Raw genomic sequence first — 13,380 nt, 5'->3', positions numbered from 1 at the left:
TGTGATGTTTCAATTAAGTTTCAGACAAGATTGCAGGGATACCCATGGGACGCAGAAGATTATCAAAAAAAGCAAAACTTTCACATGCTGCGTGGCGGCTTTTTCAGAAGAACGGATATGAGAATACCACGGTGGAGGACATTTTGAAGGAGTCCCGCGTTTCGAAAGGCACGTTTTATCACTATTTCGACGGGAAGGCGGATCTGCTGAATACGCTGTCGGTTCTTTTCGACGATGCGTATGAAGAATATCAGGCAGAGATGACACCGGACATGAGCGCTTCGGAAGCTCTTCTGGGGTCGAATCAGTATCTGTTCCGGCTGATTGAAGAGGAGGTACCGGCGAACCTGATGGCATCGTTGTTTGCGGAACAGATCCGGACGGATCACTATCAGTGTCTGCAGGACCGGAACCGGATGTATTTTCAATTCGTGCGGGAACAGATCGAGCGGGGACTTGCCAGCGGAGAGTTCCGCACGAACCGGACCGCGGAAGAACTGATTGCGCTGTTCGCCGATCTGGAGCGGGGCGCCATCTATAACTGGCTCCTGAAGCGGGAACGTTATTCTCTGACGGAGGCTGCTCGTCCGCTGGTGGAGGAACTATTAGACGGGTTTCAGAAAGGAAGATTCTGATGGAAACGGGAATTAAAAATGAAATTGAACTGACTGTGACTGAGGAAATGACGGCAGATCGGGTGGGAAGCGGGCTGCTTCCGGTCTATGCCACGCCGGAGATGATCGCACAGATGGAGAAGGCAGCCAGCACCAGCGTGGAGCCGTATCTGGAAGAAGGACAGGGGACGGTGGGAACGAAAATGAATGTGGACCATCTGTCCGCCACACCGGTGGGAATGAAAGTCCGGGTGGAATCGGAGCTGGTGGAAGTGGACCGGCGGAAGCTGGTCTTCGACGTGAAGGCATATGATGAAGCCGGGATCATCGGCCGGGGAACCCACGAGCGGTTCATCATCGATAATGAAAAATTCCTGGGAAAGGCAGAAGCCAAGCGGACGGCAGGCCGGGACGAATAATCGGACGGATACGGCCGGGGGGGTGCAGTCGAACGGATGCGCCGGCTCTTAGTGCCGGATACTGCCAGTGCCGTAACACGGTGCCGGGATACATGGCGGGTGCGAAATTCGATTTTTTTCGGATTTCGCACTTTTTTTCGGTTTCTGGTTAATGATGCGGGGAGGCGTGTCAGTGAGGGGTGCGGAAAGCCAAAAAATCCCGTTTTCGCACCCGGCCGGTTGGGGACTGAATTGAATAATCAAGGATCATTATCGGGAGGATGAATAATAATGCAATAACGTTGAATAATATACAGATGCCTGCAGTCATAATCCGCACGATGGATAAGTGGAGGCGGTCATTCCGATGGGGTTGAATTTTTATTCGGAAAGACGGATGATAATTTGAGTTTATCAAGTGGGAAATTGTGCATTTCGTCCAGACCGCACCTACGGGCAGCCATCCCGTTCATTCCCCGCTGCCCAAATACGCCCGCTTGAGCAAATCCGCCGCCCCGGTCCCATTGTTCGGGCAGCAGCCGGTTTTTTTTTAATATTTCCATAAATAATTCAGTGTATGTAGACAATTACTTTATCGGAATGGTAGAATAAAGCGGTTGATGTTATTCAGAGATGCGGCATGCTTTTGCCTGCGCATCGAAAACGAGAGGGAGTTTATTATTATGAATGGAATTCACAGTGTGATTCTGGCGATCAGCGGTTTTCTGTATCAGCCGTGGCTGGTGCCGCTGATTCTGATTGCCGGCGGGCTTTATTTCACGATCCGTACCCGGCTGATGCAGGCCCGGATGTTTGCAGAGACCATCCGGGTGGTGGCGGAGAAGCCGAAGACGGAAAACGGCATTTCATCCTTCGGTGCGCTGATGGTTTCCACAGCGTCCCGTGTCGGTACCGGAAATATTATCGGTGTGGCGACGGCGGTGATCAGCGGTGGCCCGGGGGCTATTTTCTGGATGTGGGTCACTGCTTTTATCGGCGGGTCCAGTGCGTTCATCGAGTCCACACTGGCGCAGGTCTATAAGCGCAGAAACAAGGACGGCAGCAGCTACGGCGGCCCGGCTTATTACATGCGGGACGGGCTGCACGCCAGATGGCTGGGCGTGGTGTTTTCTGTTCTGATCATCTGCACTTATGCAGTGGGATATAACATGCTGGCGGCTTACAACCTGCAGTCCACGTTCGCCGTATTTTCGTTCTACGGCAAGAATACGCCGAAGATCATCGGGGTGGTTCTGGCACTGCTGTTCGGTCTGATCATTATCGGCGGTGCGAAGCGGCTGACGAATGTGACGAAGGTCCTGGTGCCGGTCATGGGTATTTCCTATGTACTGGTTTCTCTGATCGTGATTTTCATGAATTATGGAAATATCCCGCATATGTTCGGGTCTATTTTCCGCAACGCCTTCGATTTCAAGGCGATTTTCGGCGGATTCACCGGATCCTGCCTTATGTTCGGTCTGAAGAGAGGTCTGTATTCCAACGAAGCCGGTATGGGTTCCGCTCCGAATGCGGCTGCCACAGCCGACGTATCCCATCCGGTGAAGCAGGGGCTGGTCCAGATGCTTTCGGTCTTTATTGATACCCTGCTGATCTGTACCGCCACAGCCTTCATGTGCATGAGCACGAATGTTTCTGCGGCGAAGTTCCTGGCAGCGGACGGAACGGCCGATGCGGCGGGCTATGTACAGTCCTCCATCGCATCCACGCTGGGAGCCTTCGGACCGGTTTTTATTGCGATCTCCATGTCATTGTTTGCATTTACAACGCTGATCGGCAACTATTCATACTGTGAAGGCTGCCTTCACTTCATCCTGAACCGGGATATGAGTGCCGGCGGACTGCTGGTGTTCCGGCTGATCGCCACGGTACTGGTCTTCATTGGTTCTGTTGCCAGTGCCGGCTTGGTGTGGGATACGGCGGATATGATGCAGGGCCTCATGGTTGTAACGAATATGCCGACCATCCTGATTCTGGGAGGAACATCTGTAAAGTGTCTGAACGACTATCAGAGACAGAAGAAGGAAGGCAAGAACCCGCATTTCCTGGCGGCGAGCATCGGTTTGAAAGATCATACCGATTTCTGGAACGGGGAAGATTAATATTTTCTGCGCAGTCCGGATCGGACTGCGCTTTTCTGACGTTTACGGGAGGTAATAACGATGGACAAGGCAATTCTGAATCAGACAGGAGTCGAGAATCCGCTGCTGCTCTATGCGGTGACTGACCGGCACTGGCTGAACGGGAGAAGGCTGTATGATGATGTGGAGGAAGCACTGAAAGGCGGCGTGACCTTCGTCCAGCTCCGGGAGAAGGATGACATGGCCATGGCGTACGATGATTTCCTGGCGGAGGCAAAGGAAATCGGTGCACTCTGCCGGAAGTATCAGGTTCCGTTTGTGATTGATGACAATGTGGAGATCGCCCTTGCCGCCGGTGCTGACGGCGTTCATGTAGGGCAGAGTGATATGGAAGCGGGAGCAGTCCGTGAGGCCATCGGGGAAGACCGGATTCTGGGTGTTTCGGCTCACACTGTGGAAGAAGCGCTGCTGGCAGAAAAGAGAGGAGCCGATTATCTGGGTGTCGGCGCCGTATTCCCTACAGGATCGAAAAAGGATGCGGAGTCGGTGGATTTCGAGACGCTCCGGGCAATCTGCGCTGCGGTGAAAATTCCGGTGGTGGCCATCGGCGGAATCACCAGGGACAACGTGCGGGAACTGGCGGGAAGCGGGATCTGCGGCATCTCCGTCATTTCTGCCATTTTCGCCCAGGAACATATCCGGGAGGCGTCAGAAGCGCTGAAGGAGGAGACCCGGAAGATCATCGAAGGCTGACGGGATCAGATCCCCCGGATGAAAATTTCCAGCCCTATGGCGATCAGAATGATTCCGCCCAGCATGGAGGCTTTGTCGGAAAGCCGAGTGCCGATCTTCTTACCCAGGTACAGTCCTGCCATGCAGACAGCGAAGGTGACGGCTGCGATGATCACGGAAGCCGAAAATGCCGTACTGCCGTCGTATTTCGAGATGGTGAATCCCACGGAAAGGGCGTCAATAGAGGTGGCGATTCCCTGCATCAGAAGGGTGAGGGCGCCGAGACCTCCGGCGGCTTCGGCTTCCGCCTCGGCCCCGGCCCGGTGACGAACGCCGGTCCATAACATTTTGCCGCCGATATAGAGCAGCAGGATCAGTGCGATCCAGGGAATCCAGTGTTCGAAGATCCGGAAATAGGCCACCAGGCGGCGGACACAGAACCAGCCGGCCATGGGCATCATGAACTGAAACCAGGCGTATACACCGGCGATGGCCGCCATGCGGCGTTTCCTCATTCCTGGCTCGTTCAGTCCGTTGGCCAGGGAGACAGAGAAAGCGTCCATGGCCAGGCCGATGCCCAGCAGGGCGCTGTTCAGGATAAATATGTACATGATTACCTCGCAGTTTTACAGGAAAATGATCGCCCGCACCGGGCAGACCGGCGCACAGTAGCCGCAGTGAACACATTTCTTCTGATCGATTTCCGCCAGTCCGTTTTCATTCCAGTGAATGGCGTGGCTCACGCACCGGGCCTTGCAGGTGCCGCAGCCTTCGCAGTCGGACTGATCCACCATCAGACGTTTTCCGGTGATATCCGGAACGTAGGTCCGGTCCAGTTCTCCCTGGAAGTAGCGGAGTGCTGTGTCCACCTGGGCTGTATCCGCCATGCCGATCATAACGGACTGATTCCCCGGTATGCCGGAGGCATAGTCCAGACAGCGGACATAATCTTCGATGAGATTTCCGCCGCCGAAGGCCTTCATGGTGAAAATGCCCCGGCCCCAGGCATGGCAGATACGGATGGCCTCCTCCATTTCTTCCCGGGACGCCGGCCGGTCACTGCCGTCCGGATCCAGGGTCCGGATGCCCAGGCCGGTCAGGTTGATCAGCGGGAAGACGACATCGCAGCCCGCTGCTTCGGCCATGCCCCGGCAGGCGTCAACGTGATGGGTTGAGATTCCCGCCGCCCGGATCAGCCCTTCCGCTTTCATATCCAGGAGGGCTTTCCAGGCGCCTTCACGCCGCCGGAAATCATCCATCCCCCGTACTTCGTGGAGCAGGAAGATGTCAACGGCGGAGCGGTCCAGGGACTGGAGACATTCCTCCACTGCATCTCTGGTGCCCTCGTAGTCCTCCGCCAGTGTCTTGGATGAAATCACAGGCTCCGGGATGCCCCGGCGGCGGATTTCCCGGAGCGCCGGGGCCAGGTAGCGGTAGGTGTCGTAGTACTGGGCCGTGTCGAAGAAATTGATGCCCCGGGCCGCCGCATGGACGATGACGGCCGCTCCATCTTCCTCCGGGAGGTTCTTCTGGGAGAAGCCCATGGTCAGGGTTCCCATACCCACAGGGGTGACGTACAGATCGGTTGTTCCAAGTCGCTTTTTTTCCATGGGCCCCATTATAACACAAGTTGACGTTGTCGGGCGGCGGATGTTAAAATATCACGACAGATATCTGCGAGCAGATCGTTATTTTGAATCGGTAGTTGAAACCGTCAGAATAATATTCTATAATTTGAGACGGTACAGGGATGTAGAGTCGAAAGATCAGGCATCAGAGGTCCATCGGTATCGCCGTATACCGGTGGATTTTTTTCGTGTATCGCCGGAAGGCCGTGTATCGCCGGAAGGCTGCGGGCCGGAGAGGATCAGCGTATGACAGAGGAAAGAGAGATGACAGCACGAAAGGCGGAGACGGAGCATGACTTCGCACCTTTTTTTCACAGACTGCTGGAAGGGGTGAGAGATTTCGTCCGGTCGGAAGACTTTCCGGAAACCTGTGAGGATTCACTGGAACGGAAGGAGATTTATCTTTTTGCCATGACAGAGTACTTCAGCTGGATCGCATTCACCTACGAGATGGCGGGGATGCAGTGGTATACACGGTACGTATTCGGGAAACACCGTCGGGAACGGGCGGAGGGAATTCTGGAGCGCTATGCCGGCCTGCAGAGTGAATATACCGAGCTGCTCAGGGAATTTTACCGGGAAGAGCGGTACGGCGAGATGCTGCGGGAGGATCAGACGGCTGCCATCTGCCTGGTGCTTTCGATCCGCACAGCGGAGAAACTGTGGAGACAGGGGCTGAGCCGGAAAGAACGGAAGACCTATGAAGCCCTCGGCACGCTGGACCATGCGCTGGCGGCATACGGAGAGACTTTCCGGAATACAGAACAGTCCTATGACTTTGATCTCACAGGGGATAAGGTGATGGACACGGCCATGGCGCTCTGTCATTTCATGATCGGCGAATTCCATCATAATTATATTCAGGATGAATATGCCAGAATCCATGGCATCGAGCGGGAGGGAGAATAGAAGAGAATGAGCAGTCGGTTTGAACATTACTGGTACAAGGATATCCGGGAAATCACCACGCTGAAGGACATGCTGGAAGGCAGCGTTCGTCTCTACGGAAAGAATCCTGCGTTCTGGGTGAAGCAGAAGCGGGGTGCCGCCTATGAAGCGATTACCTACACGCTGCTGGCCCATGACGTGGATGCTCTGGGCACGAAACTGTGGGAAATGGGACTCAGCGGACAGCGGATTGCGGTTATGGGGAGAGGTGCCTATGAATGGATCGCTTCTTACCTGGCGGTGGTCAACGGCACCGGCGTCGTGGTGCCGATTGATAAGGAACTGACCGGACCGGAGATCGGGAACCTCCTCAGGACCGCTGAATGCGGCACAATCATCTGTGATCAGGCGGATTGCGGGAAACTGGCGGGTCTGGACGGCATCCGAAATGTCATTGTGACGGAGTTCTACGGTGATCGTCTGGATCCTTCGGAAGTCCCGGTGTCCCGTCTTCATCCAGATGCCCTGGCAGAGAAAGTGAATGCCGGCAGGACGGACGGCGGGGCGGCGGTGTACAGCTGGAGAGCGCTGCTGGCGGAGGGAGAGAAGCTGCTGGAAAACGGCGACCGGTCTTTCCGGGATGCGGCTGTCGATCCGGACGGTCTGGCGGTCATTCTGTTTACCTCTGGAACCACCGGGAATCCGAAGGGGGTTATGCTGAGTCACCGGAACATCACGGTGAATATCATGGATGTCTGCCGGATCGCCTACATTCTGGAATCAGACAAAACGTTATCCATTCTTCCGATCCATCACACCTATGAATGTACACTGGGTATGCTGCTGGTTCTGTACCGGGGAGCCAGCACTGCGTTCTGTGAGGGAATGAAGTACATCTCCCAGAATATGAAGGAAGCACAGAATACCGTGGTGATTGTGGTGCCGCGGGTTCTGGAGATGATTTATCACCGGGTGGAACACGGTATCCGGAAGAAAGGCAAGGAGAAGGCGTTCGCCCGCATCGTCAAACTGAACCGGGGGCTGAAGTCCGTGGGCATCGATCTCAGCCGCCGGATTTTCCGTCAGGTTCTGAACGGACTGGGCGGAAAACTCCGGCTCGTCATCACCGGTGCTGCCGCCCTGTCGCCGAATGTGCTCCGGATGTTCGAGGACTGGGGCATTACTGTTCTGCAGGGGTACGGCATGACGGAGTGCACGCCGCTGATTGCGGGGACACCTATGAGTGCAAAACGGGAAAGGTACCGCAAGGCCGGTTCTGTAGGTGTTCCGGTGGAAACCGGCGAAGTGAAAATCGTAGATCAGGACGAAAGCGGAATCGGTGAAATTCTGTACCGGGGACCGAATGTCATGCTGGGATACTACAATATGCCGGAGGAAACGGCGGCGGTCATGGAACCGGACGGATGGATGCACACCGGAGATCTGGGATTTCAGGATCCGCAGGGCTGGCTGTATCTGACCGGCCGGAAGAAGAATGTCATTGTCACGAAAACCGGTGAGAATGTTTACCCGGAGGAGATTGAGGATTATATCAACGAGAGCCCGTACATCGACGAGTCTATGGTTTTCCCGTATAAGGAAAACGGAGAGGAAATTGTGGGTGTTCAGCTGCTGCCGGTGAAGGAAGCAGTGGCGGAGGCGCTGGGCCATGAACCGTCGGAGGAAGAACTGGATCGGTTCATGGAAGAACAGATCAGCAGCCTGAATCAGGGCCTGGCGGTATACAAGCGGATCCGGAAGGTGATCGTCCGCCGGGAGGATTTCGTCCGTACAACGACACGGAAAATCCGCAGGATGGATAATATGGATGTGGAATAGACCGGGAAGGAACCGGTAAATGAAGAAAACAGGCCTGCCGGCATCGCCGGCAGGCCTGTTCACTTACCTCAATTATTGTTGACTCCCTGGAGGCGAAGTGATAGAATCATAATAAATATTAAGATAATTTAATTCCTGATTCAGAAATCGTGAGGAAATAAAAGATTTGTGCAATCGCCCCGGTGGTGCAGGGCGGAGGGGAGTTATTTAGTTCTATGGGTTCCATTATGAAATGGGCCGTATCCGCACTGGTCACTGCGGCGGCCCTGACATTTGCGGTGCTGCTGGTCTCGGCATCTCCGGCTTTCGCAGAGTCTTCGGCGCAGGGGATGAACGTTTCCCCGGTGGAGACGGACCGGATCTCGTTCGAAGCGATCGGTGTTGCCTGGAAACCGGCGAAGCAGGCCGACGGCTACGAGGTTACGGCGACGCAGAAGCAGACGTCGGAGCAGGAGAAAATCACAGTAGAAGACGGCCATGAAGTTAACTATAATGAATTACCGTTAAACAGAAAGTATAAGTTCTCTGTCCGGGCGTATACCGTGAAGAACGGCCGGAGAGTCTACGGAGAGGAGACCGAGTCCGGGTATATTTCCACCGGCTATGTGAAGAAATCCGCTGCCACCGGCAGCACACTGTCTGTGAAGTGGAATTCTGTCACCGGCAGCACGGGGTATTCCGTTACGGCGGTGGATTCGAAAGGTGAACTGGCGGCGGAGCAGTCCTCCAGGAAGACAAGTGTGAAACTCACCGGACTGAAGCCGGCAACGAAATACACGGTGACTGTGACTGCCGCTGCGGAGGACGGCGGGGTGACCGCATCCGCCTCCGCGAATATGAAGACCCGCTCCGAGGAATATATCTGGCCGGTATCGGGCCGGATCCTCTCCCGCTTCGGTTATCGTACCGGCGCCGGATCCCATTATCACCAGGGAATCGATATCAACTGCAGGATGGGTACGCCGATCGCTGCGGCGAAGGATGGTGTGGTCACTTCCGCCGGCTGGAGCGGCGGATACGGATACTGCGTCGTCATTCGTCACGACGGCGGAACGTCCACGCTGTATGCGCACCTGAGCCTTATCGGCGTGAAGAAGGGACAGAAGGTCACCCAGGGGACGGTGATCGGGAAGAGCGGCCAGACCGGAACTGCCACCTGTCCGCACCTGCATTTCGGGCTGTTCAGCGGCCGGACGCTGGTGGATCCGCTTCCGTATTTACCGGAGCTGTAATGCAATTCCGCATATTCCCGGCAGCCGGGAATATGCTTTTTTTCATTGCGGGAGGGGCCGGAAGTATGGTATCCTTGTAAGGTATGGATGCAAAGCCGGAATCGTGTTCCGGCATAGAGATATGGCTACAGGGAGGTTATGATAAATGTCGAAGAAACAGCGTATGCCAAGAAACCAGCAGCTCTACCGGAGACCGACGAAGGCGTTCCAGCAGAACATTGCGAAGAACGATCCGCGCATGCAGATGCCGGAAATGCCGTCCCGGAAGAAGACGCTGGCTATTAATATCACTGCGGCGGTCATCGTCGTCGTTCTCTTCGTTCTGGGCATCAAGTTCCTGGGCTGGTGGGCCGGCCTGATCGTGATCCTGGGCGGGTTCGTCTACCTGGTGATCTACATGCGTTACATGAACGGGAAGCAGAAGGAACTTTTTGCCAAATACCAGGAGATGGGTATTCCGAAGAAGATGTTCATGAAACAGCTGGAGCAGAACGGCGTGAAGCCGACGAATATGGCAGCCTATGTGAAGATCTGGGACAGAGTGGCCCAGGGAGAGAATTACAAGCAGTCTATCATCGATAAACTCATGGGTTTCTAACCAAAATCATGATATAATATCCTTGCGGGCCGGAGTGTTCCGGCTGCGGTCGTCATTGGAAAACAGAACAGAGCAGGGAGGTGCAGATATTATGAAATGTCCGTTATGCGGTGAGGAAATGAAGAAGGGCCGTTTCAAGGGCCTCGATGTAACCGGAGCGAATTCCGGCGGATTCTTCAAACTGGATGTGCCGGACGGAACGGAAGTGGAGCCGAAGAGCCGCCTGAAGAAGAAGGGAGAATATCTGGTCGGAACCATGGAGAGTGCGTGGTGCTGCAGCAACTGCCACAAGGTTTTCACAGTGGCGCCGCTGGTCAGATGATCAGAGCATCAGAAAACGGAACAGAAAATCAGACCCGGTGCGGATGCGCCGGGTTTTTCGTTATTGTGAGGCCGGGAATGTTATGGTAGAATAACAAATGTATTTACTATGATTTGTATGAATAACATAGATGGGAGGAATGAAATGAGGAAAATCAAGGTCGGCATGCTCGGCATCGGAAATATCGGGAAGGGAACATACCGGACACTGGAAATGGGCCGGAAGAAGATCGAAGACACCACCGGACTTTCCATCGAAATTGTGAAAATCCTCAATCGTCATCCGGACCGGGACAGAGGAATTGACATTCCCCGGGAGAAATATGTCACCGACGCCTACGATATCATCGATGATCCGGATATCGATATCATGATTGAACTGATCGGCGGCATCGAGCCTGCCACGACCTATATGGCGGATGCGCTCCGGGCCGGAAAGCATGTGGTGACGGCGAACAAGGCCGCAGTCGCAGCGAATGGCCGGATGCTTCAGCAGCTGGCCCAGGAGAACCAGGTGCTTCTTCGTTTCGAAGCCAGTGTGGGCGGCGGCATTCCGATTCTGAACGCCATCACCACAGCCCTCGTTTCCAACGAATTCACAGAGGTGCTGGGCATCCTGAACGGCACTACGAATTACATCCTGACACAGATGGCCGAAAATGGCGCCTCCTATGAAGATGTATTGAAGGAGGCCCAGCGGATGGGCTTCGCAGAAGCGGACCCGACGGCAGATGTGGAGGGGCTGGATGCCGCGAATAAGCTGTCCATTCTGATCTCCCTGCTGTTTGGCGTGGGCGTCAGTCCGGAGGAGATCCCGACGAAGGGCATCACCACTGTGGACAAGGTGGATATCGAATTCGCGAAGGAATTCGGCTACAAGGTGAAACTTCTGGCCTCTGCGAAGAACGTGAACGGTCACGTGACCTGCAACGTCGAGCCGTCTCTGGTCTCCCAGGAGCATCCGCTGGCCAGTGTCAACAATGAATTCAACGCAGTCTATGTCACCGGCAGCGCCGTGGACAGTCTGATGTTCTACGGAAAAGGCGCCGGCCCGCTTCCTACCGGCAGCGCAGTCATGGGGGATGTGATCAGCATCGCCCGGAAGATCGAGAAGGGCGGAGCCTATGATCTTCAGCCGCACCTGCGCTATGATGCCGGGGCTGTCTTCGACGGCGAGGGGGCGAACCAGTATTACGTCCGCATGAACGTGATCGACCGTCCGGGGGTTCTGGGCAGTATCGCCACCACCCTGGGTGCCCACCGCATCAGCATTGAAACCATGACCCAGCGGGCGAATCCGTCCAGCAGCCGGGAATCCATGCCGATTATCTTCATCACCTATGATGTGGAGAAGACCGTGCTGGATGAGGCGATCCGGGAGATCCGGGAAAGCAGTTATGTGAAATCCATCGAGAATGTTCTCCGTGTGGAGCGGATCGGGCAGTAATTCCGAACGTTTTATGACAGACGGCAGCTTTGTGAAGCGGAATACCGCTTCGTGAGGCTGCCGTTTTGTTTTGTCCCTTTCGGCAGCGCCGGGAGACGGCATTTCCATTTTTGTCCTGGAATGACAAAAATACAGCCGGAAATCGGTCGGGATTTAGCATATTTATTTTGATTGTTCTAATGATAAGTGGTACAATAGGAATATATAAGTTGTGTTTATGGGAAGGAGAACTGCAATGCTTGAGTTGAAACAGCTCCGATACCTTCAGGCCGTATATCGATATAAGAATTTCACCAGAGCCAGTGAGGTTTGTTTCGTCTCCCAGCCTGCGATTTCCGCTGCGGTGACTGCGCTGGAGAAGGAACTCGATGTGAAGCTGGTGAATCGAAGTCCGAAACGGGTGGATTTCACCATAGAGGGTGAGAAGTTCATGTTCTATGTGGACCGCATCCTGAACGGCGTACAGGATGCGGAGAACGCCATGCAGGCTTATTCGGAGGCGGGAAATAATAAGCTGCACCTGGGTGTTTCACCGACGCTGGCGACCCAGCTTCTGCCTCAGATCTACCAGACCTTTCTGTCGAAATGGCCGAAGGCCTCGGTCTATATCCGGGAGGGCTCCCAGAAGGTGCAGATGAAGCTGCTGGACACGGAGATGATGGATCTGGTATATAATGCACTGCCGGAGAAGATCGACAGCACGAAGTACCAGGTGATTCCGATTACGAAAGTGGAGATCCGTCTGATTATGTCTCCGGATCATCCGCTGGCGAAGTATGACAAGATTTCATTTGATATGCTCCGGGGCGTTCCCATGGCCATGCTGAATGACACGGCGTTCATCCGGCAGGTGATGGATGCGGAATTCGACCGGCATGGCATTATCCCGAATATCGTCTCTTTCCATGAGCAGATTATCTGCATGTTCAACATGGTGAAGATGGCCAACTTCGTCAGCTGCGTCAATGCGGATCCGGGATGTGAAACCTCTTCTCTGACGGATGACAGCCTGATCTATCGTCCGTTTGAAGAACCGGTGTATTTCCGTGTCGGATACCTGATGAAGTCCGGGAGACGGCTGCCGCGGATCGCAGAGGAACTGATTGAATTTACGAAAGACTACGCCAAGCGGGAAGGAATATACTACGAATAGCGCCACCCCGACAGGGAGATGGGAGGAATGCAAGTTCCTTTCGTCCCCCTGTTTTTTTGCGAAAAGAAGAACATATGTTTGCATCGTGCGGAAAAGGACGGTATAATATCAGCAGAAAGGGGGGCTTGACATTGAAAGTCGTGGCGAAACCGGTGAATATGATTGCGGTATTCAATGTAAACGACAGACCCTGTCCGTTTCGTTTCCGCTTTCTGGACGAACATCACCGGACAGTGGAAGTAACGGTGGAACACGTGTTTTCGGTGGAGGAGCGGAAGACGGCCGGAACAGACGCATTCCGGTATGAGTGTCAGAGCCGCATCCGGGGGCAGGAGCGTCGGTACGTACTGAAATACCTGCTGAAGGATGCCCGGTGGGAATTATATAAGATATGACCTGCCGGTGAAAGCGGCAGATGGTCCTGCGGGTGA

General features: G+C 54.6%; 14 protein-coding genes. 12 read left to right on the top strand and 2 right to left on the bottom strand.

Features of this window, described 5'->3' with window-relative positions:
- Positions 1-44 precede the first annotated feature (44 nt).
- The 4 genes from BLQ24_RS01815 (at position 45) to thiE (ending at position 3,864) form a co-directional block, all read left to right on the top strand.
- Complete coding sequence (locus tag BLQ24_RS01815) at positions 45-635, top strand: TetR/AcrR family transcriptional regulator (protein ID WP_090162066.1); 591 nt, start codon at positions 45-47, stop codon at positions 633-635.
- Entirely contained in the window at positions 635-1,033 is a 399-nt protein-coding gene (locus BLQ24_RS01810; RefSeq protein ID WP_090162064.1) for a thioesterase family protein, read from the top strand. Before BLQ24_RS01815 ends, BLQ24_RS01810 begins: the two co-directional genes overlap by 1 nt.
- Before the next feature lie 662 nt (positions 1,034-1,695).
- On the top strand, positions 1,696-3,132 hold the full coding sequence (locus BLQ24_RS01805; RefSeq protein WP_173327498.1) for an alanine/glycine:cation symporter family protein: 1,437 nt from the start codon (positions 1,696-1,698) through the stop codon (positions 3,130-3,132).
- 60 nt (positions 3,133-3,192) lie between these two features.
- On the top strand, positions 3,193-3,864 hold the full coding sequence (gene thiE, locus BLQ24_RS01800; protein ID WP_090162062.1) for a thiamine phosphate synthase: 672 nt from the start codon (positions 3,193-3,195) through the stop codon (positions 3,862-3,864).
- A gap of 5 nt (positions 3,865-3,869) precedes the next feature.
- On the opposite strand, the gene BLQ24_RS01795 is transcribed toward thiE, so the two are convergent.
- Both BLQ24_RS01795 and BLQ24_RS01790 read right to left on the bottom strand, forming a co-directional pair.
- Positions 3,870-4,454 carry a manganese efflux pump MntP gene (locus BLQ24_RS01795; protein ID WP_090162059.1) on the bottom strand — a complete coding sequence of 195 codons (585 nt, stop codon included), beginning with the start codon at positions 4,452-4,454 and terminating at the stop codon, positions 3,870-3,872.
- Between the two features lie 15 nt (positions 4,455-4,469).
- Positions 4,470-5,453: an aldo/keto reductase gene (locus BLQ24_RS01790; protein WP_173327496.1), complete on the bottom strand. Its 984-nt coding sequence runs from the start codon at positions 5,451-5,453 to the stop codon at positions 4,470-4,472.
- A gap of 264 nt (positions 5,454-5,717) precedes the next feature.
- Here BLQ24_RS01790 and BLQ24_RS01785 point away from each other — a divergent pair, with 264 nt between their 5' ends.
- The 8 genes from BLQ24_RS01785 to BLQ24_RS01750 all read left to right on the top strand — a co-directional run bounded on the left by BLQ24_RS01785 (position 5,718) and on the right by BLQ24_RS01750 (position 13,344).
- The gene (locus BLQ24_RS01785) at positions 5,718-6,380 is read left to right on the top strand and encodes a hypothetical protein (RefSeq protein WP_090162055.1); all 663 of its coding nucleotides are present in this window, start codon (positions 5,718-5,720) and stop codon (positions 6,378-6,380) included.
- A gap of 6 nt (positions 6,381-6,386) precedes the next feature.
- Positions 6,387-8,198 carry an AMP-dependent synthetase/ligase gene (locus tag BLQ24_RS01780; protein WP_090162053.1) on the top strand — a complete coding sequence of 604 codons (1,812 nt, stop codon included), beginning with the start codon at positions 6,387-6,389 and terminating at the stop codon, positions 8,196-8,198.
- A gap of 215 nt (positions 8,199-8,413) precedes the next feature.
- Positions 8,414-9,430, top strand: a complete 1,017-nt coding sequence (locus BLQ24_RS01775) for a M23 family metallopeptidase (RefSeq protein WP_090162051.1) — start codon at positions 8,414-8,416, stop codon at positions 9,428-9,430.
- A 145-nt stretch (positions 9,431-9,575) separates the two neighbouring features.
- Positions 9,576-10,028 (top strand): DUF485 domain-containing protein, encoded by a 453-nt coding sequence (locus tag BLQ24_RS01770; protein ID WP_090162049.1) that lies wholly within the window; start codon positions 9,576-9,578, stop codon positions 10,026-10,028.
- Positions 10,029-10,119: 91 nt separating this feature from the next.
- On the top strand, positions 10,120-10,350 hold the full coding sequence (locus BLQ24_RS01765; protein WP_090162047.1) for a PF20097 family protein: 231 nt from the start codon (positions 10,120-10,122) through the stop codon (positions 10,348-10,350).
- Between the two features lie 144 nt (positions 10,351-10,494).
- The gene (locus BLQ24_RS01760) at positions 10,495-11,796 is read left to right on the top strand and encodes a homoserine dehydrogenase (RefSeq protein ID WP_090162045.1); all 1,302 of its coding nucleotides are present in this window, start codon (positions 10,495-10,497) and stop codon (positions 11,794-11,796) included.
- 235 nt (positions 11,797-12,031) lie between these two features.
- Entirely contained in the window at positions 12,032-12,949 is a 918-nt protein-coding gene (locus BLQ24_RS01755; RefSeq protein WP_163426976.1) for a LysR family transcriptional regulator, read from the top strand.
- A 125-nt stretch (positions 12,950-13,074) separates the two neighbouring features.
- Positions 13,075-13,344, top strand: a complete 270-nt coding sequence (locus BLQ24_RS01750; RefSeq protein ID WP_143004221.1) for a hypothetical protein — start codon at positions 13,075-13,077, stop codon at positions 13,342-13,344.
- Positions 13,345-13,380: the final 36 nt, after the last annotated feature.

This window comes from Eubacterium pyruvativorans, assembly GCF_900102225.1.
Lineage (GTDB): Bacteria > Bacillota > Clostridia > Peptostreptococcales > Anaerovoracaceae > Aminicella > Aminicella pyruvativorans.
Note: the sequence above shows the minus strand (reverse complement) of the source record. Positions and strands in the feature narration are given on the sequence as shown.

What these genes read in the sequence shown, in the direction of transcription:
- BLQ24_RS01770 (WP_090162049.1), top strand. Translation starts at nt 9,576, where the DNA reads ATGTCGAAGAAACAGCGTATGCCAAGAAACCAGCAGCTCTACCGGAGA.
- BLQ24_RS01780 (WP_090162053.1), top strand. Translation starts at nt 6,387, where the DNA reads ATGAGCAGTCGGTTTGAACATTACTGGTACAAGGATATCCGGGAAATC.
- BLQ24_RS01810 (WP_090162064.1), top strand. Translation starts at nt 635, where the DNA reads ATGGAAACGGGAATTAAAAATGAAATTGAACTGACTGTGACTGAGGAA.
- BLQ24_RS01765 (WP_090162047.1), top strand. Translation starts at nt 10,120, where the DNA reads ATGAAATGTCCGTTATGCGGTGAGGAAATGAAGAAGGGCCGTTTCAAG.
- BLQ24_RS01815 (WP_090162066.1), top strand. Translation starts at nt 45, where the DNA reads ATGGGACGCAGAAGATTATCAAAAAAAGCAAAACTTTCACATGCTGCG.
- BLQ24_RS01805 (WP_173327498.1), top strand. Translation starts at nt 1,696, where the DNA reads ATGAATGGAATTCACAGTGTGATTCTGGCGATCAGCGGTTTTCTGTAT.
- BLQ24_RS01795 (WP_090162059.1), bottom strand. Translation starts at nt 4,454, where the DNA reads ATGTACATATTTATCCTGAACAGCGCCCTGCTGGGCATCGGCCTGGCC.
- BLQ24_RS01775 (WP_090162051.1), top strand. Translation starts at nt 8,414, where the DNA reads ATGGGTTCCATTATGAAATGGGCCGTATCCGCACTGGTCACTGCGGCG.
- BLQ24_RS01755 (WP_163426976.1), top strand. Translation starts at nt 12,032, where the DNA reads ATGCTTGAGTTGAAACAGCTCCGATACCTTCAGGCCGTATATCGATAT.
- BLQ24_RS01785 (WP_090162055.1), top strand. Translation starts at nt 5,718, where the DNA reads ATGACAGAGGAAAGAGAGATGACAGCACGAAAGGCGGAGACGGAGCAT.
- thiE (WP_090162062.1), top strand. Translation starts at nt 3,193, where the DNA reads ATGGACAAGGCAATTCTGAATCAGACAGGAGTCGAGAATCCGCTGCTG.
- BLQ24_RS01760 (WP_090162045.1), top strand. Translation starts at nt 10,495, where the DNA reads ATGAGGAAAATCAAGGTCGGCATGCTCGGCATCGGAAATATCGGGAAG.
- BLQ24_RS01790 (WP_173327496.1), bottom strand. Translation starts at nt 5,453, where the DNA reads ATGGAAAAAAAGCGACTTGGAACAACCGATCTGTACGTCACCCCTGTG.